At 64.4% G+C, this 15,974-nt stretch carries 20 protein-coding genes; 15 read left to right on the top strand and 5 right to left on the bottom strand.

The features are described from left to right. Window positions 1-78: 78 nt before the first annotated feature. Together rpmF and BMI91_RS17715 are read right to left on the bottom strand one after the other, a co-directional pair. Window positions 79-285, bottom strand: a complete 207-nt coding sequence (gene rpmF / locus BMI91_RS17720; RefSeq protein WP_078522810.1) for a 50S ribosomal protein L32 — start codon at window positions 283-285, stop codon at window positions 79-81. A 216-nt stretch (window positions 286-501) separates the two neighbouring features. After that, a complete protein-coding gene (locus tag BMI91_RS17715; RefSeq protein WP_078522809.1) occupies window positions 502-1,092 on the bottom strand; it encodes a YceD family protein in 591 nt (196 codons plus the stop codon). Between the two features lie 185 nt (window positions 1,093-1,277). Here BMI91_RS17715 and BMI91_RS17710 point away from each other — a divergent pair, with 185 nt between their 5' ends. The 10 genes from BMI91_RS17710 (at window position 1,278) to proB (ending at window position 10,398) form a co-directional block, all read left to right on the top strand. Further along, window positions 1,278-1,715: an outer membrane protein assembly factor BamE gene (locus BMI91_RS17710; protein WP_244176676.1), complete on the top strand. Its 438-nt coding sequence runs from the start codon at window positions 1,278-1,280 to the stop codon at window positions 1,713-1,715. 50 nt (window positions 1,716-1,765) lie between these two features. Continuing rightward, entirely contained in the window at window positions 1,766-2,482 is a 717-nt protein-coding gene (locus BMI91_RS17705) for a GNAT family N-acetyltransferase (protein ID WP_078606095.1), read from the top strand. A 141-nt stretch (window positions 2,483-2,623) separates the two neighbouring features. Then, window positions 2,624-4,453: an ABC-F family ATP-binding cassette domain-containing protein gene (locus BMI91_RS17700; RefSeq protein WP_078606094.1), complete on the top strand. Its 1,830-nt coding sequence runs from the start codon at window positions 2,624-2,626 to the stop codon at window positions 4,451-4,453. 154 nt (window positions 4,454-4,607) lie between these two features. Continuing rightward, window positions 4,608-5,726, top strand: a complete 1,119-nt coding sequence (locus tag BMI91_RS17695) for a CaiB/BaiF CoA transferase family protein (protein WP_078606093.1) — start codon at window positions 4,608-4,610, stop codon at window positions 5,724-5,726. Between the two features lie 192 nt (window positions 5,727-5,918). Then, a complete protein-coding gene (locus BMI91_RS17690) occupies window positions 5,919-6,551 on the top strand; it encodes a 50S ribosomal protein L21 (RefSeq protein WP_078606092.1) in 633 nt (210 codons plus the stop codon). A 12-nt stretch (window positions 6,552-6,563) separates the two neighbouring features. Beyond that, the gene (gene rpmA, locus BMI91_RS17685) at window positions 6,564-6,833 is read left to right on the top strand and encodes a 50S ribosomal protein L27 (protein WP_075775480.1); all 270 of its coding nucleotides are present in this window, start codon (window positions 6,564-6,566) and stop codon (window positions 6,831-6,833) included. A gap of 209 nt (window positions 6,834-7,042) precedes the next feature. Continuing rightward, window positions 7,043-7,579, top strand: a complete 537-nt coding sequence (locus BMI91_RS17680) for a GNAT family N-acetyltransferase (RefSeq protein ID WP_078571786.1) — start codon at window positions 7,043-7,045, stop codon at window positions 7,577-7,579. Between the two features lie 72 nt (window positions 7,580-7,651). Beyond that, window positions 7,652-8,167 carry a GNAT family N-acetyltransferase gene (locus tag BMI91_RS17675; RefSeq protein WP_078606091.1) on the top strand — a complete coding sequence of 172 codons (516 nt, stop codon included), beginning with the start codon at window positions 7,652-7,654 and terminating at the stop codon, window positions 8,165-8,167. Between the two features lie 96 nt (window positions 8,168-8,263). Continuing rightward, window positions 8,264-9,292: a GTPase ObgE gene (gene obgE, locus BMI91_RS17670; RefSeq protein ID WP_078601858.1), complete on the top strand. Its 1,029-nt coding sequence runs from the start codon at window positions 8,264-8,266 to the stop codon at window positions 9,290-9,292. Further along, window positions 9,280-10,398, top strand: coding sequence for a glutamate 5-kinase (proB, locus tag BMI91_RS17665; RefSeq protein WP_078601859.1), 1,119 nt, complete (start codon window positions 9,280-9,282; stop codon window positions 10,396-10,398). The genes obgE and proB overlap by 13 nt, the downstream gene beginning before the upstream one ends. Before the next feature lie 19 nt (window positions 10,399-10,417). Here the strand turns inward: proB and BMI91_RS17660 are convergent, their stop codons facing one another. Beyond that, complete coding sequence (locus BMI91_RS17660) at window positions 10,418-11,206, bottom strand: enoyl-CoA hydratase (protein WP_078601860.1); 789 nt, start codon at window positions 11,204-11,206, stop codon at window positions 10,418-10,420. A 63-nt stretch (window positions 11,207-11,269) separates the two neighbouring features. On the opposite strand from BMI91_RS17660, the gene BMI91_RS17655 reads away from it, so the two are divergent. From BMI91_RS17655 to rpsI, 3 genes are all read left to right on the top strand, one after another. Beyond that, the gene (locus tag BMI91_RS17655) at window positions 11,270-11,698 is read left to right on the top strand and encodes a PaaI family thioesterase (protein WP_078606090.1); all 429 of its coding nucleotides are present in this window, start codon (window positions 11,270-11,272) and stop codon (window positions 11,696-11,698) included. Window positions 11,699-11,939: 241 nt separating this feature from the next. After that, window positions 11,940-12,401 carry a 50S ribosomal protein L13 gene (gene rplM / locus BMI91_RS17650; protein WP_078522797.1) on the top strand — a complete coding sequence of 154 codons (462 nt, stop codon included), beginning with the start codon at window positions 11,940-11,942 and terminating at the stop codon, window positions 12,399-12,401. Between the two features lie 2 nt (window positions 12,402-12,403). Beyond that, on the top strand, window positions 12,404-12,904 hold the full coding sequence (rpsI, locus tag BMI91_RS17645; RefSeq protein WP_078522796.1) for a 30S ribosomal protein S9: 501 nt from the start codon (window positions 12,404-12,406) through the stop codon (window positions 12,902-12,904). A gap of 155 nt (window positions 12,905-13,059) precedes the next feature. Here the strand turns inward: rpsI and bfr are convergent, their stop codons facing one another. Both bfr and BMI91_RS17635 read right to left on the bottom strand, forming a co-directional pair. Next, window positions 13,060-13,545: a bacterioferritin gene (bfr, locus tag BMI91_RS17640; protein WP_078542760.1), complete on the bottom strand. Its 486-nt coding sequence runs from the start codon at window positions 13,543-13,545 to the stop codon at window positions 13,060-13,062. Beyond that, window positions 13,529-13,786, bottom strand: coding sequence for a (2Fe-2S)-binding protein (locus BMI91_RS17635; protein ID WP_078606089.1), 258 nt, complete (start codon window positions 13,784-13,786; stop codon window positions 13,529-13,531). Before BMI91_RS17635 ends, bfr begins: the two co-directional genes overlap by 17 nt. A gap of 182 nt (window positions 13,787-13,968) precedes the next feature. Here BMI91_RS17635 and BMI91_RS17630 point away from each other — a divergent pair, with 182 nt between their 5' ends. After that, window positions 13,969-14,667, top strand: coding sequence for a phosphatidylserine decarboxylase (locus tag BMI91_RS17630; protein WP_078547370.1), 699 nt, complete (start codon window positions 13,969-13,971; stop codon window positions 14,665-14,667). 21 nt (window positions 14,668-14,688) lie between these two features. Then, window positions 14,689-15,435 (top strand): CDP-diacylglycerol--serine O-phosphatidyltransferase, encoded by a 747-nt coding sequence (gene pssA / locus BMI91_RS17625; RefSeq protein ID WP_078606088.1) that lies wholly within the window; start codon window positions 14,689-14,691, stop codon window positions 15,433-15,435. Window positions 15,436-15,974: the final 539 nt, after the last annotated feature.

Genomic DNA, 15,974 nt, shown 5'->3' with positions numbered 1-15,974 from the left:
TTCTGCGGCCTTCATCTGCGATCCCGACTGCGGCTGGTCCTGCGTATCTTGCATGACGTGCGGCGCGGGTCGACGGGCTTACGCCGCGTCGTCGTCCAGATCGACCTCTTCGGTCAGAGCGACGACCTCACGGTCGGCGTAGTGACCGCAGGACGGGCAGACGTGGTGCGGGCGCTTGAGTTCGCCGCAGCTGGGGCATTCCGCCGGGTTGCCAGCGGTAAGCGAGTCGTGGGCGCGGCGCATGTTACGGCGCGAACGCGTGACTTTATTCTGAGGGACAGCCATGTCTCAACCTCGGGGTTTCGGGGGCCAGTAGCCCGTGTTTGCGGCGTTACAGCCCTGATTTTCCTTGTGGTTTCGTCACTTGGCCGAAAGCGTCTCTCGGGGTGCGAAGCCAAACGTCGAATGAGGCCGGGAACATACTCGGATTCTTTTTCCGTGCAAGCCTTTTTTCCGGCCATTTTTCAAGCGGTTTCGGGCGGTGCGAAACCGCGTCTGCCACTATGCGTCGCCCTTACCGTTTTCGCCCTTGGCAAGCAAGTCGCGCAGATTGGCAAATGGCTTCATCTGCTCGTCGCTGAGCGGCTCGGCGCCCGGCTCGGTGACCTGCGCGCCTTCCAGCTCCGCGTCTGCTGCACGCGGATAAAGCGGCAGGGCCAGCTCCATCGCCTCGAGCGCGACCACGCCGAGATTCACCGTCGTGGGCAGCGGTTCGGCGGTGTCATCCTCGGGCATTTCGACCTCTTCGGAGGTCGGCATCTCCATATCGGCGAGATAACGCCGCACGACCTCTTCGCGAATATCGGTCGTGACCGGGGCGAGGGTGATCACACAATCCTGAACCACGCGGGCCTCGAGGGTCGCGCGCAATTCCCAGTCCGAGCGCCCCTTCGGCGCAAGCTCGCCCTTGAGGCGCAGCGCCTCGACGTCGCGAATATCTGCCCAGTCGGCAATCGCCTTGAGCCGCTCTCCCTTGGCTTCGATGTCGAAGCGCGTGGGCTTGCGGCTGGGCAGATCGGCCAGCCGCATCGGCTCGCTCCAGATCGTCTCGGGGGCGGCGGGCAGGTCGGGATCGACGGGGGTCTGTGTCATGTCCGGCTCCTTGTTTTGGGTCGCTCGGTGTTGTCCTGCGACCCTTTGCATGCGCCCGAGTGCCCAATCGGCGCGCTCTAGCGCTTGAGGGCGGCGCAGTCATGATGTAAGCGTCACTAAAAGTCCGAAGTGTCAGAGGCAATAGGGGGTTGCAGGTGGGGATCGGTTCTATGATGCGCAAGGCCATGCTGTTTATCGCGTTCGGCGTGGTGCTTTTCGCGGGCGCCTGCTCTCCGATTTACCGTAACCACGGCTATGTGCCGATTGACCAAGACCTCGCTCAGATCGAGGTCGGCAAGAGCACGCGTGACGATGTCGCAGCCGCGATCGGGCGGCCCAGCTCGACCGGGCTTCTGGAAGGCTCGGGCTGGTATTACGTCGGTTCGCGCTGGAAAACCGTGACCTGGCACGCCCCTGAGGAAATCAGCCGGGAAGTCGTCGCCGTGTCGTTCAACGACAATGGCGTCGTCACCAATGTCGAACGCTTCGGTCTCGAGAAGGGTGAGGTCGTGACGCTGTCGCGCCGTGTGACCGAGAGCAAGGTCAAGGGTATCGGCTTCCTGCGTCAGCTGATGGGCTCGATCGGTCGCATCAATGCAGGTCAGGTTCTCGGCGACAACTGATCGCGGCGGGGCGGCCGGTAGCCGGCCGCCGCCATGACCCGCGAGGTCGCATGTCCCTGAGTTTCGCAAAAGGCGCCTATCAGGTCCGCGAGGCCCAAAGTCCGGATGACCGCGAGGCGGTGCTGCGCCTGCGCGCCGATGCGTTTCGGGCCGGGGCTTCCGATGCAGACCGCTTCGACCCGCTCTGCCGTCACATCCTGATTTGCGACGATCACGGACCCGCCGCTGCCGCGCGGCTTTTGCTGCTGGAGGACGGGGCGGCGCTGCCCGAGGGCTATTGCGCACAATTCTACGATCTCGCGCCGCTCGCCCAATGGGCCGGACCGATCCTCGAGCTAGGCCGCTTCTGCACCCGTCCGGGGCTGCGCGACCCGGACGTGCTGCGTCTGGGCTGGGCCGCGATCACACGGATTGCCGAGGAAAGCGGGGCCGGGTTGCTGATCGGATGTTCCTCGTTCACGGGCAGCGACTGGCAGGCGCATCGCGCAGGGCTCGCCCATCTCGCATCCCGCGCTTTGGGCCCTGCTACCTTGCGCCCCCGGCCCAAAGCGCCCGAACGCGTGGGCTATCCTGCGGCGCTGGCGGGGGAGGCCGGCGATGTCAGCGCGCTGCCGCCGCTTCTACGTTCCTATCTCGGGATGGGCGGCTGGGTGTCGGATCACGCGGTGATCGACCGCGACCTCGACACCTGTCACGTCTTCACCGCGCTGGAGATTGCCGCGATCCCTGAGGCGCGGCGACGTAGCTTGCGGGCGCTGGCGCAATAAGCCGGGCGGCAGGGCGGCTTGAGAGGGCGGAGGCCTCCGGCGGGGATATTTGTTCCAAGGGGAAGGGGGCGCGGGCGCCCATGAGGGCTGCATCGCGCATGGCCCATTGACCTTTCGCCAAGGCCCGCTTAGCTCGCGAGCATGGCACGTGCACCGCTTTTACAGCTTTCCGACATCTCGCTCACCTTCGGCGGCAATCCCGTTTTCGAAGGGCTCTCCCTCACCGTCCAGCAAGGCGACCGAGTCGCGCTGGTGGGCCGAAACGGCTCGGGCAAATCCACCTTGATGAAGGTGATGGCCGGGCTGATAGAGCCGGATTCGGGGACGCGAGTCGTGCCGCCGGGCATTTCGGTGGGCTATATGGAGCAGGAGCCTGACCTGTCGGGCTTCGCGACTTTGGGCGATTTCGCCGCCTCCGAACTGGACCCCGCCGAGGCCTATAAGGTCGAGATGGTCGCAGAGGGGCTGAAGTTCAAACCCGAGACCCTGGTCGAGACCGCCTCGGGCGGCGAGCGTCGCCGCGCGGCGCTGGCCAAGCTTCTGGCCGAGGGGCCGGAGCTGATGCTGCTCGACGAGCCCACCAACCATCTCGATATCGAGGCGATCGCCTGGCTGGAAAACCAGCTGAAGGAGACCCGCAAGGCTTTTGTGCTGATTTCGCACGACCGCGCCTTCCTGCGCGCGCTGACCCGGGCCACGCTCTGGATCGACCGCGGAGAAGTGCGCCGCAATGAAGAGGGCTTCGAAACCTTCGAGGAATGGCGCGAAAAGGCTTGGGCGGAGGAAGACGACGCCCGCCACAAACTCAATCGCAAGATCAAGGCCGAGGCGCGTTGGGCGGTCGAGGGTATCTCGGCCCGGCGCAAGCGCAACCAGGGCCGCGTGCGCGCATTGCAGGCGCTGCGCGCCGAACGCGCGGGCCAGATCAAGCGGCAGGGCGTGGCCGCGATGGAGCTCGACTCGGGCCAGCAGTCGGGCAAGCGGGTGATCGAGGCCACGGGCCTGTCCAAGCGCTATGGCGACAAGCAGATCGTGAAGGATTTCGACCTGCGCGTGCTGCGCGGGGATCGCGTGGCTTTCGTCGGTCCCAACGGTGTGGGCAAAACGACCCTTCTGAAGATGCTGACCGGCGAGGTCGCACCCGATGAGGGCGCGGTGAAGCTGGGCACGAATCTCGAGATCGCCGTCTTCGATCAGGCGAGGGCCACGCTCAATCCCGAGCAGACGCTGTGGGACGGGCTGGTGAACGACCCGGACATGGCGGTGAAGGGGCGCTCCGATCAGGTGATGGTGCGTGGCACCCCGAAACATGTCGTGGGCTACCTGAAGGACTTCCTCTTCGACGAGCAACAGGCGCGCGGCCCGATCCGGTCGCTTTCGGGTGGTGAACGCGCGCGGCTCCTGCTGGCGCGGATCATGGCGAAACCGTCGAACCTGCTGATTCTCGACGAACCGACCAACGATCTCGACGTGGAGACGCTCGATCTGCTGCAGGATCTGCTGGGCGAATATGACGGCACGGTGCTGCTGGTCAGCCACGACCGCGATTTCATCGACCGCGTCGCCAGCACGACCATCGCGATGGAAGGCGACGGGCGGGCCACCGTCTATGCGGGCGGCTGGTCGGATTATCAGGCGCAGAAGGCCGAGTCCGCGCCGGAGGCCAAGCCCACGCCGAAGAAGGATGCGCCCAAGGCAGAGGCGAAACCCGCCGCGCCCCAAAAAGCTGCGCCGAAGAAATCCGGCCTCAGCTTTACCGAGAAACATCGGCTGGAGGAGCTGCCAGGCGTGATCGAGAAGCTCGAGCACGAGATTTCGAAAATCAACGAATTGCTCGCCGATCCCGATCTCTTCACCCGCGAGCCTGTGAAATTCGTCAAGGCCACCGAGATGCTGAGCGACCGCCAGTCGGCGCTCGACGCAGCCGAGGTCGAATGGCTCGAGCTCGAAGAGAAGGCGCAAGAGGCCTAGACCCTTCGCCCGCGGCGCGGTCGGATGCCTCCGGCGGGGATATTTGATCCAAGCCGAAGGGGAGGGCATTCTTTTTCGGATTGGCAGAAATATCCCGGGGGCTGGCGGAGCCAGCGGGGCAGAGCCCCTCTGACGGGGCAATAAGGAGGGGCGCATGACCAAGCGAACGGGGGCCAAGCGGACGGGACCGCTCAGCAGGCTGCGCATTGTCGAGATTTCCGGGCTGGGGCCGACGCCGTTTGCGGCGATGTGTCTGGCCGATTTCGGGGCCGAGGTGATCCGCATCGCGCGGCCCGGCTCGGGCGGGGCCGAGAACCATGTGTTGGGGTTGGAGGTCGACGTGCTCGACCGGGGCCGCGACGTGGTGGAGCTGGATCTCAAATCCGACGCCGGGCGCGAGGCGGTGCGCACGCTGATCGCCCGCGCCGATGGGGTGATCGAAGGGATGCGGCCAGGCGTGATGGAGCGGCTTGGGCTGGGGCCTAACGATTTCCCCGATCATCCGGCGCTGGTCTATGGAAGGATGACCGGTTGGGGGCAGGAGGGGCCGCTTGCGCAAACAGCCGGGCATGACATCAATTACCTGTCTCTGACCGGGGCGCTGCATGCGATGGGTGGAGAGGCACCTGCGATCCCGCTCAATCTTCTGGGCGATTTCGGCGGTGGCGGAATTTATCTGGCCTTCGGGATGCTGGCGGCGCTGTGGCGCGCGCGAGAGACCGGGCGGGGGCAGGTCGTCGATTGCGCGATCACCGACGGGGTGGCGCATCTGATGGCGATGATCACCGGGATGGCCGGGCAGGGGGCGTGGACGGATCGGCGGCAGGCGAATCTGCTCGACGGGGCCGCGCCGTTCTACACGGTCTACGAATGTGCCTGCGGCGGGCATATGGCGGTGGGCGCGCTCGAGCCGCAATTCTACGCGGCACTGATCGCGGGGTTGGGATTCGCGCCCCAGGACTTGCCTGAGCGTGAAGCCCGTGCGAATTGGCCAGCCTTGCGTAACGCTTTTGCTGAGCGCTTCGCGACTCGCAGCCGGGATGACTGGGCCGAGGTCTTCGCGGGCAGCGATGCCTGCGCGACGCCGGTGCTGTCGATCGCGGAGGCCATCGCGCATCCGCAGAACGCCGCGCGGGAGGCGTATGTCGACCTCGACGGCATCGCCCAGCCTGCGCCCGCGCCGCGCCTCTCGGCGACGCCGGGGCAGGCGGGTGCGCAGGGGCGAAGGCTCTCTGCGGCGGAGGCGCTCGCCCGCTGGAGCGATTGCGGATAAAACCTCGTTTTTCCTTGACAGATGGGGGCTGATCCCCGATATCGGCCCGACCCGGCGGAGAGTCTTCTTTCCGCCGGGCCTCGTTTTTGCAACTTCGCTCCCATGAGGAGCGCGCAGTCCGACGGCGGGCCGACAGGTCCAACGAACTCCGATCAGGGGCCACAGGGCGCGGATGAAGAAAAGGAAAGACCCATGTTTGCGGTCCTCAAGACCGGCGGCAAGCAATACAAGGTTCAGGCGGGCGATCTGCTCCGCGTGGAACTGCTCGCAGCCGAAGCTGGCGATAAAGTCCAGTTCAACGAGATTCTGATGGTCGGCGGCGACAAGCCCCAGTTCGGCACCCCGCTCGTCGAAGGTGCGGCCGTGCAGGCGGAAGTCATCGACAACATCAAGGCCGACAAGGTGATCACCTACCACAAGCGTCGTCGTAAGCACTCGTCGCAGCGTACCCGTGGTCACCGTCAGCAGCTGACCCTGCTGCGCGTCACCGACGTCCTCGCCACCGGCGGCGACAAGTCGGGCGTGAAGGAAGCCGTCGGCACCGCGATCGCACGTCGTGCAGCGCATGGTGGCAAAGGCGAAGCCGCTCCGGACAAGCCCGCCAAGGCCGCTGCTGCTCCGAAAGCCGCGCCGAAGGCTGATGCCGCCGTCGCGGAAGCGGACGATCTGAAGGTCATCACCGGTCTCGGCCCGGCGGCCGAGAAGAAGCTGAACGAAGCTGGCATCACCACCTACGCTCAGCTCGCTTCGGTCGATCCCGAAACCTTTGAAGCTACCAAGGTCAAGCCCGACTGGGTCGAGCAGGCCAAAGAGCTCGCGAAATAAGGAGAGACACCCATGGCACACAAGAAAGCAGGCGGTTCATCCCGTAACGGCCGCGACTCTGCGGGTCGTCGTCTTGGCGTGAAACTGTTCGGCGGTCAGGCTGCGATCCCGGGCAACATCATCGTGCGTCAGCGCGGCACCAAGTGGTGGCCGGGTGAGGGCGTCGGCCTCGGCAAGGATCACACCATCTTTGCAACGGCTGAAGGCCGCGTCACCTTCCATAAAGGCCTCAAGGGCCGCACCTTCGTATCGGTCCTCCCGGCTGCGGAGGCCGCCGAGTAACCCGACCGACGAAAGTGTCACAAAATCGGGGGATCGGCTGAAAGGCCGGTCCCCTTTCTCGTTGCACTGCAGCACGCAAATGTTTGCAAACGCGGCGAGAAAATTTACCGGGTCGGGGGATGTATCGTCATCCTACTGTCCTATTTATTTACTAGGACCGCACGGCAGGAGGAGCCGCCGGTTCGTCCGCGTTTCGAGGAGGAGCGCCCATGTACCAGGAGACGATTTCCACCCAACCCGTGATCGAAACGGAGCGCTTCGTGCTGCGCCCGCTGCGGCGTTCGGATGCCGGTCTGATCGAGATGTATTCCGGCGATAAACGTGTCGCCGAAGGCACTCGCGCGATCCCGCATCCGCTGCCGCCCGGCACGGCCGAGAATTTCATAACGCGCGCACAGGCCGAAGACCGCGTCGAAGACGTCTGGGCGATCGATGGCTCGCGTCATGGCATGGGCGAGCTTCTGGGTGTCGTCTCGCTGACCCGTCTCGACGACGACCAGTCCGAGATCGGCTATTGGGTTGGACCGGGGTTCTGGAATACGGGCCTCGCCTCCGAAGCGGTCGCCGCCATCATCGAGGCGAACCCGCACAAGTCCCGCACTCTCTTCGCCGAGGTGTTTCAGGACAATCCGGGCTCGGCCCGTGTCCTGACCAATTGCGGCTTCGAGTATCTGGGCGATGCAGAAAGCTGGTCGCTCGCGCGCGGTCGCCATGTTCCGACTTGGACCTATCTGCGCAAGATGTAACGCAGGCCGAGAGCGTGGACGGGAGGGCGCTGCCCTCCCGAACCCTTCCGGGATATTTGGGCCAAGAGGAAGATGCACCGGATCGACACGCCGCGCCTTGTCTTGCGTCCCCTGACTTCGGAAGATGTCGATGCGATCACGCGTGCCGCGAATGATTTCGAGGTCGCGCGCTGGCTCGCGAAGATGCCGTATCCCTACACCAGAACCGATGCCGAGGCATTCGTCGCCGCCAATCGCGAGAATTTCGGGCGAGTCTGGGGAATCACGCGACAAGGCGATTTTTGTGGAGTGATCGGAAAGGTCGGCGCATTCGGCTATTGGTTGGGCCGGGATCATTGGGGCAATGGCTATGCCACCGAGGCCGGCCGCGCCGTCATCGCTGTGCATTTCGACGCCCCGGACGCGCGGCCGCTAGTGGCGGGGTATTTCGAAGGCAATCACCGGTCGCGCGGGGTGCTCGAAAAGCTCGGATTTCGCGCCAATGGCGAGTCGCTTCAGGAAAACCGGGCGCTGGGGCGCAAGCTCCGGCACTTCGACATGATCTGCGAGACCCCGCCGCGCGACCCGCATTCCCCTTCCTCTTGGTGAAAATATCCCGGGGGTGTGGGGGCCGCGCCCCCACGCGGCGCTTGATCCTGCGCGCGCGGGCAGCTATCCCGGCGCCTTGATGAAAGGGGCCTGACCATGAAATTCCTCGATCTCGCCAAGGTCTATATCCGCTCTGGAGGCGGCGGCGCGGGCTGCGTCTCGTTCCGGCGCGAGAAATATATCGAATTCGGCGGCCCCGATGGCGGCGACGGCGGCAAGGGCGGCTCGGTCTGGATCGAGGCGGTCGAAGGGCTCAACACCCTCATCGATTTCCGTTACCAGCAGCATTTCTTCGCAAAAACCGGCCAGCACGGCATGGGCAGCCAATGCACCGGCAAGGACGGCGATGACGTCGTGCTGAAAGTGCCGGTCGGCACCGAGATTCTCGACGAGGATCAGGAGACACTGATCGCCGACATGACCGAGGTGGGTCAGCGCGTGCTGCTCGCCAAGGGCGGCAATGGCGGCTGGGGCAACCTGCATTTCAAATCTTCCACGAACCGAGCGCCGCAACGCGCGAATCCCGGTCAGGAAGGTGTCGAGCGCACGATCTGGCTGCGCCTGAAGCTGATCGCGGATGCGGGGCTTCTGGGTCTGCCCAACGCGGGCAAGTCGACTTTCCTGGCTGCGACCTCGAACGCGCGGCCCAAGATCGCGGATTATCCGTTCACGACGCTGGTGCCCAATCTTGGCGTTGTAGGTATCGACGGGCGCGAATTCGTGGTGGCCGATATTCCGGGGCTGATCGAAGGCGCCTCCGAAGGGCGGGGGCTGGGCGATCAGTTTTTGGGCCATGTCGAGCGCTGCTCGGTGCTGCTGCATCTGGTGGATGGCACGGCGGAGGACCCGGTCGAGGATTGGCGCACGATCATCGGCGAGTTGGAGGCCTATTCGGAAATCCTCGCTCAGAAGCCGCGCGTCACCGTGCTCAACAAGATCGACGCGATTGACGAAGAGACGCTGGCCGAGCGCAAGGCGGAGCTGGAAGAGGCGTCGGGCGGGCGCGTGATGCTGATGTCGGGCGTGTCGAAGAAGGGCGTGCCGGATGTGCTGCGCGCGCTTTGGGCGGAGATCGCCAAGGACAAGCCGAAGCCGGAGGACGAGGGCGGAGCATGGCAACCGTGAGCGCGCCCGCTCTGGCGCAGGCGAAGCGTCTGGTGATCAAGATCGGATCGGCGCTTCTCGTCGATCAGAGCGGATTGCGTGCGGATTGGCTGCGCTCGCTGGCCGCCGATGTGGCGGCTTTGCGCGCCCGCGGCACGGGTGTTGTGATCGTCTCCTCCGGCTCGATTGCGCTGGGGCGTCGGGTGCTCGGTCTCGCGGGCGGCACGTTGCCGCTGGAGCAGAGCCAGGCCGCGGCGGCGGTGGGGCAAATCCGCCTCGCGCGGGCCTATGAGGAAGTGCTGGGGCCGCATGATGTGAGCACCGCGCAGGTTCTGGTGACGCTGGAAGACACTGCGGACCGTCGCCGCTACCTCAATTCGCGCGCGACGCTGGAGACGCTGCTGAGCCTCGGCGTCGTGCCCATCGTGAACGAAAACGACACGGTCGCGACCGACGAGATTCGCTTCGGCGACAATGACCGGCTGGCCGCCCAGATCGCGGTGACGATCGGGGCGGATCAACTGCTCCTGCTGTCCGATGTCGACGGGCTCTACACCGCGAACCCCAAGACCGACCCGAGCGCCGAGCATCTGCCGGTGATCGAACACATCACCCCCGAGATCGAGGCGATGGCGGGCGATCCCGTCTCGGGCCTCTCGAAGGGCGGGATGAAGACGAAACTGCTGGCCGCGAAGGTTGCGGTGGCGGGCGGCTGTGCGATGGCGATCGCAGAAGGCTTTGCCGAGCATCCGGTGGCCGCACTGGAGCAGGGCGGGCGCTGCAGCTGGTTCCTGCCCGAGGGCGACCCGCAGGCGGCGCGCAAACGCTGGATCGCGGCGATGAAGCCGCGGGGCGAGCTCTTCGTCGATGAGGGGGCCGCCAACGCGCTGCGTTCTGGCAAGTCGCTGCTGCCCGCAGGGATCACCAAGGTCGTCGGGCGCTTCGGGCGCGGCGATCCGGTCACGATTGCGGGGCCGGATCGTGCGGTGCTGGGTAAAGGGCTCGTGCGCTATACCGGTGACGAGGCGCGGCTGATCGCGGGGCACCGCTCGGGCGAGATTGAGGAGATCCTCGGCTATCCCGGCCGCGCGGCGCTGATCCATCGCGACGATATGGTCGTGGGCTGAGCGGGTTTACTCCGCCCCCTCATTCGGCCCAGTCCGGCTTGCGCTTCTCGATGAAGGCCTGCACGCCTTCCTTCGTATCACGCCAGAGCATATTCTCGACCATCACCGCGGCCGTGTGCTCATAGGCCTGCGCGAGGTCCATATTGGCCTGATCATAGAAGGCGCGCTTGCCGATCTTCACGGCGGCGCCCAGCTTGCCTGCGATGGTCTGCGCGAGCTTCTCGGTCTCGGCGCCAAGCTCCTCATGCGGCGCGATGCGATTGACCAACCCGACCTCGCGGGCGCGGGCGGCATCGATGAACTCGCCGGTGGTGAGCATCTCGAAGGCCACCTTGCGCGGCACGTTACGCGACAGCGCCACCATCGGGGTCGAGCAGAACAGCCCGATATTCACCCCGTTCACCCCGAACCGCGTGCCCTCGGCCGCCACGGCGAGATCGCAGGACGCGACCAGCTGACAGCCGGCGGCGGTCGCGATGCCATGCGCCTCGGCGATCACCGGCTGCGGCAGGGCTGGGATCATCTGCATAACCTCGGCGCAGCGGAAGAAGAGATCGGCGAAATAGGCGCGGCCCTGATCCTCGGCTTCGCGCCCGCGCTGCATCTCCTTGAGGTCATGGCCCGCGCAAAACGCTTTGCCCGCGCCGCGCAGCACCACGACCTTCACGCCGGTATCCTCGGCCAGCTCGGAAAACCGCGCCTTGAGCGCCGCCAGCATCGCATCGGACAGCGCGTTGAGGCTGCCGGGGCTGTTCATCGTCAGATGCGCCACCGCGCCATTATCCTCGCGGATCACCAGATCGGTCATTGAAACTCCTCCTCTTTGGCGAAACTCTAGGGGCGAGCGAGGGACAAGAAAAGGGGAGGGCGCATGGCGCTGGCAATGGATCGCGGCGAGCTCGCGGAATTTCTCGACGAGGCGTTTCCGCAGGTGAAAGGCGACTTCGCGATCGACGCGCTCGATGAGGACGAGCTCGTGGTGCGCCTGAAGGTGGAAGAGCGCCATTTGCGGCCCGGCGGCACGGTCTCGGGGCCGAACATGTTCGCGCTGGCCGATGTCGGGATCTATATCGCGATCCTCGCGCGGATCGGGCGCGTGGCGCTGGCGGTGACGACGAATGCGAGCATGGATTTCATGCGCAAGCCCGCCGCTGGGGCCGACCTGATCGCGAAGATCCGGGTACTCAAGCTGGGCCGCGTGCTCGCGGTAGGCGATGCGCTGATCTATTCGGAGGGCGACGACCGGCCCGTTGCGCGCGCGAGCATGACTTATTCGATCCCGCCGCGGGCGATGGGGTAGGGGTGCTACGCTCTATGCGCTTTCGCCTTGGTTTAAATATCCCGGGGGAGGCGCGAATGCGCCAGGGGCAGAGCCCCCAACCCGGCCCAACATCACGTCAAGAGATGGGGTATTTTGATACCTAATTTTTACCGTATTGTTTTTGCTGGAAAAATTCCGAAACGATGCACTTGAAAACGCGTCCGGAATCGCGCAAAAGCCCGCATCAGAATTCGAAATACCCCACAAGGGCAGATCACAGATGAAAACCTACACCGCAAAACCCGCGGAGATCGAGAAGAAATGGGTCATCATCGACGCTGAAGGCGTCGTGCTGGGCCGTCTCGCGTCGATCGTCGCAATGCGTCTGCGTGGCAAGCACAAGGCCACCTTCACGCCGCACATGGACATGGGCGACAACGTCATCGTCATCAACGCCGACAAGGTGCAGATGACCGGCAAGAAGCGTGACGACAAGACCTACTACTGGCACACCAACCACCCCGGTGGGATCAAGTCGCGCACCGCGCGTCAGATCCTCGAGGGCGCGCATCCCGAGCGCGTGGTTATGAAGGCGGTCGAGCGCATGATCTCGCGCAACCGTCTGGGTCGTGCACAGATGGCGAACCTGCGTGTCTACGCTGGTGCCGAGCATCCGCACGAAGCGCAACAGCCTGAAGTTCTCGACGTCAAGTCGATGAACAAGAAGAACACCCGGAGCTGATCATGGCCGACGATATCAAGACCCTCGACGATCTGAAATCGGTCGTGACCGGCTCGGACAACGCTGGCGCCACCGAAACCGAAACCTCCACGCCCCGTGAGCCCGTGCGCGACGCGCAAGGCCGCTCCTATGCCACCGGCAAGCGTAAAGACGCGGTCGCCCGCGTCTGGGTCAAGCCGGGCACCGGCAAGGTCGAAGTGAACGGCAAGGCGATGGACAAGTACTTCGCGCGTCCCGTGCTTCAGCTGATCGTGAACCAGCCCTTCGGCGTGGCGAACGTGGACGGCCAGTTCGACGTCTACGCGACCGTCGCAGGCGGCGGCCTCTCGGGCCAGGCCGGTGCAGTCAAGCACGGCATCTCGAAAGCGCTGCAGCTCTACGATCCCTCGCTGCGTCCGGCTCTGAAAGCCGCAGGCTTCCTGACCCGCGACTCGCGCGTTGTGGAACGTAAGAAATACGGTCGTGCGAAAGCCCGTCGTAGCTTCCAGTTCTCGAAGCGCTAAACTTCGCGAGATACGATTTGGAAAGCGGCTCCCATTCGGGGGCCGCTTTTCGTTTGGGGCTCCGCCCCCGGCGCCCCCGATCTTTTGCCCGCAAAAAGAAGAAGGCGCCCCGTTCGGAGCGCCTTCGAGCATCTTCGACCTGCGAGGGGCAGGGTTTACTCCGCCTCGTCCATCTTGGCGGCGTTGAGCAGGGCGTAATTCTGCGCGCCCACGCGGTCGTAGAGATCGAGCTGCGTCTCGAGGAAATCGACATGGCCTTCCTCATCCGCGATCAGTTCCTCGAACAGATCCTTCGAGACGTAATCGCGTACGCTTTCGCAATGGTCGCGCGCCTCGCGATAGAGGGTCAGCGCGTCATGCTCTCCTGCGAGGTCGCATTCAAGCGTCTCGCGCGGGCCTTCGCCGATGCGCAGCGGGTCGAGTTTTTGCAGGTTCGGATGGCCTTCGAGGAACAGGATGCGCGCGATCAGCTTGTCGGCGTGATGCATCTCCTCGATGGATTCCTCGCGCGATTTCTTCGCCATCGCGGCAAGGCCCCAATCCTCCTGCATCCGGAAGTGCAGCCAGTATTGCGAAACGGCCGTCAATTCGCTGCGCAGAGCTGCGTTGAGATAGTCGATAACCTTAGCGTCGCCCTTCATGTCGTCTTCCTTCCATTGGTGCCTGTCTCAGCCCGGTCAGTTCGACCGGCACTTTCAAATTGGTATTCTTGCGCATCGTGGAAAGAAAGAGCGGCATGCATCCGCCGCAATCGGCCCGCTTCCCGAGTGCGTGATAGATCTTGCCCGGGGTGATGATCGTATTCGGGTCCGAGGCTCGCATCCAGTCGATGGCGGCGTGGATGTCGCGATCTGTGATGGTCTGACAATGGCAGATGATCATGGTCGTGCGCCCTGTTTCCGGGGAGGGGGATTCCTGTCCGCCTATAGGTGAGTAGTTTTGTCGGAAATGTCAATCCGACAGAAAGAGTCGGAGATAGGGCCGCCCTCCGGCGTCCGTTTCCCGCCCCGTTTCCATCGCCGCGCAACTGGGGTAAGCACGGGCAAACAGTTCAAGAGGCCCGTATGTCCGTCTCCATGCTCTCCACCTTCGTCAAACCGATGCATCCCGAAGGGCGCAAGTTCGTTGCCATCTTCGCGGGCATCACTTTCATCCTGTTCCTGATCTGGGAGCCTCTGGGCTGGATCGGGGTCGGGTTGACCGTCTGGTGCTATTACTTCTTTCGCGATCCGCCGCGGGTGACGCCCACCCGCGAGGGGCTGATGGTCTCGCCCGCCGATGGCGTGGTCTCTCTGCTGGAGCCGGCTGTGCCGCCGGCGGAGCTGGGCCTTGGCGACAAGCCGATGACCCGCGTCTCGGTCTTCATGTCGGTCTTTAACTGCCACGTGAACCGGCTGCCCTGCGCGGGCCGGATCTCGAAGGTCGCCTATCGCCCCGGCAAATTCCTCAATGCCTCGCTCGACAAAGCGAGCTCGGACAATGAGCGCAACGGGCTTGCCGTGACGCTGCCCGACGGGCGCCAATACGGGGTGGTGCAGATCGCAGGGCTGGTGGCCCGGCGCATCCTGTGCTGGTCGAAGGAAGGCCAGAGCCTGATGACCGGCGAGCGCTTCGGTCTGATCCGGTTCGGCTCGCGTCTCGACATCTACCTGCCCGAAGGGGTGAACCCGCTCGTCTGCATCGGCCAGAACATGGTCGCGGGCGAAACCGTGATCGCCGATCTCGAAAGCACGGAACAAGCGCGCTCCGGCGGCATTCGGTAAGAGAGGCTCGAGGAGGGCGCGATGAAAGACCACGAACTCGACCCGCATGAAAAGGATCGGTTGCCGTTTCTGCAGCTGGTGCCGAACCTCGTCACGATTGCCGGGATGGGGCTGGGCCTGACCTCGATCCGTTTCGCGATGGATGACCGGTTCGAGAGCGCGGTGGTGCTGATCCTGCTCGCGGCGCTGATCGACGGGATGGACGGGTTGCTCGCGCGGCGACTCAATGCGTCCTCGGATTTCGGAGCGGAACTCGACAGCCTGTCCGACTTCCTCTGCTTCGGGGTCGCGCCGGGGCTTCTGCTTTATCGCTTCGCCCTGGGGGAGACGCACGCTTTCGGCTGGGTCTTCGTGCTGGTCTATACCGGTGCTGCCTGTCTGCGCCTTGCGCGGTTCAACGTGATGCGCGCCGAGCCCGAGTCGATGCGCCACTTCACAGGTGTGCCCGCACCCGCAGGGGCAGGGCTCGCGCTATTGCCGATGTTCATCAGCTTCGCCGATCTCGGCGATGCGCGTGCGGTGCCGGTGGTCGTGGCGGTCTGGCTGGGCTTTGTCGGTCTGCTGATGATCTCGCGGATCAAGACCTTCTCGCCCAAAGCGATGCGCATTCCGCGCCGCGCGGTGGGTGTGCTGCTGATCGGCACGGTCATCGCGGTGGGGATGGTCTTCACGCGGATCTGGCTGCTGATGGTGATCCTGGCTGCGATCTACGCGGTGATGCTGATCCCTGCGATCTGGAAAGCGCGCGGGAGAATTCTGCGCGCCTGACCTCGCGCCCTCTTCAACACTGCCGAACGCCGCTCCTCCGGGGGCGGCGTTTGCGATTCCAGGGAGGTGTGAGGGCAGGGGAGGCGATTCACCGAAAAGAAGGGGGCGATTCACCCGGTCATCAGGGCGATTTCGGGTGATTTGCGCGAAACGGAATCGGGTGACCCCGGGGCAGTATCGAGCGATTCCGTGTCTGCCCATCGGCCCCAAGCCCATCCCCTTTGCTTTTCGCCGCTTTTTTGACCAAGAAAATAAGGGTATCGAGAAAAAAGTGACGATCAGATGAAAAAACCTGTTGCGGACCCCGGTCGCTATGCGTAGAACGCCTCTCACCGAAGCGGCACACACCGCAACGGGGCGCCGGAAGGGCCAGCAACGCTGACACGGACGGCAACGAACACTACTGAGGTTTGAGGGCGGGCTGCGCTACAAAGTAAGCGCTTCCGGTTCTTTTTGGCCTCACGCTCTTTGACATTGATAGATATCTGAAGAGATATGCGGGCGGTTTGGTCGATGATCGATGCGGACCGGAGCATATC

Origin of the sequence: Thioclava sediminum (genome assembly GCF_002020355.1) — a bacterium.
Classification (GTDB): domain Bacteria; phylum Pseudomonadota; class Alphaproteobacteria; order Rhodobacterales; family Rhodobacteraceae; genus Thioclava; species Thioclava sediminum.
This window is presented reverse-complemented; position numbering and strand designations above follow the sequence as displayed.

Bases quoted from the DNA above. Each gene is read 5' to 3' on its own strand.
- rplM (WP_078522797.1), top strand. From the start codon at position 11,940: ATGAAAACCTACACCGCAAAACCCGCGGAGATCGAGAAGAAATGGGTC.
- BMI91_RS17630 (WP_078547370.1), top strand. From the start codon at position 13,969: ATGTCCGTCTCCATGCTCTCCACCTTCGTCAAACCGATGCATCCCGAA.
- BMI91_RS17700 (WP_078606094.1), top strand. From the start codon at position 2,624: ATGGCACGTGCACCGCTTTTACAGCTTTCCGACATCTCGCTCACCTTC.
- obgE (WP_078601858.1), top strand. From the start codon at position 8,264: ATGAAATTCCTCGATCTCGCCAAGGTCTATATCCGCTCTGGAGGCGGC.
- BMI91_RS17690 (WP_078606092.1), top strand. From the start codon at position 5,919: ATGTTTGCGGTCCTCAAGACCGGCGGCAAGCAATACAAGGTTCAGGCG.
- BMI91_RS17680 (WP_078571786.1), top strand. From the start codon at position 7,043: ATGTACCAGGAGACGATTTCCACCCAACCCGTGATCGAAACGGAGCGC.
- BMI91_RS17705 (WP_078606095.1), top strand. From the start codon at position 1,766: ATGTCCCTGAGTTTCGCAAAAGGCGCCTATCAGGTCCGCGAGGCCCAA.
- rpsI (WP_078522796.1), top strand. From the start codon at position 12,404: ATGGCCGACGATATCAAGACCCTCGACGATCTGAAATCGGTCGTGACC.
- BMI91_RS17715 (WP_078522809.1), bottom strand. From the start codon at position 1,092: ATGACACAGACCCCCGTCGATCCCGACCTGCCCGCCGCCCCCGAGACG.
- BMI91_RS17655 (WP_078606090.1), top strand. From the start codon at position 11,270: ATGGCGCTGGCAATGGATCGCGGCGAGCTCGCGGAATTTCTCGACGAG.
- BMI91_RS17635 (WP_078606089.1), bottom strand. From the start codon at position 13,786: ATGATCATCTGCCATTGTCAGACCATCACAGATCGCGACATCCACGCC.
- BMI91_RS17695 (WP_078606093.1), top strand. From the start codon at position 4,608: ATGACCAAGCGAACGGGGGCCAAGCGGACGGGACCGCTCAGCAGGCTG.
- BMI91_RS17660 (WP_078601860.1), bottom strand. From the start codon at position 11,206: ATGACCGATCTGGTGATCCGCGAGGATAATGGCGCGGTGGCGCATCTG.
- bfr (WP_078542760.1), bottom strand. From the start codon at position 13,545: ATGAAGGGCGACGCTAAGGTTATCGACTATCTCAACGCAGCTCTGCGC.
- proB (WP_078601859.1), top strand. From the start codon at position 9,280: ATGGCAACCGTGAGCGCGCCCGCTCTGGCGCAGGCGAAGCGTCTGGTG.
- rpmF (WP_078522810.1), bottom strand. From the start codon at position 285: ATGGCTGTCCCTCAGAATAAAGTCACGCGTTCGCGCCGTAACATGCGC.
- rpmA (WP_075775480.1), top strand. From the start codon at position 6,564: ATGGCACACAAGAAAGCAGGCGGTTCATCCCGTAACGGCCGCGACTCT.
- BMI91_RS17675 (WP_078606091.1), top strand. From the start codon at position 7,652: ATGCACCGGATCGACACGCCGCGCCTTGTCTTGCGTCCCCTGACTTCG.
- pssA (WP_078606088.1), top strand. From the start codon at position 14,689: ATGAAAGACCACGAACTCGACCCGCATGAAAAGGATCGGTTGCCGTTT.
- BMI91_RS17710 (WP_244176676.1), top strand. From the start codon at position 1,278: ATGCTGTTTATCGCGTTCGGCGTGGTGCTTTTCGCGGGCGCCTGCTCT.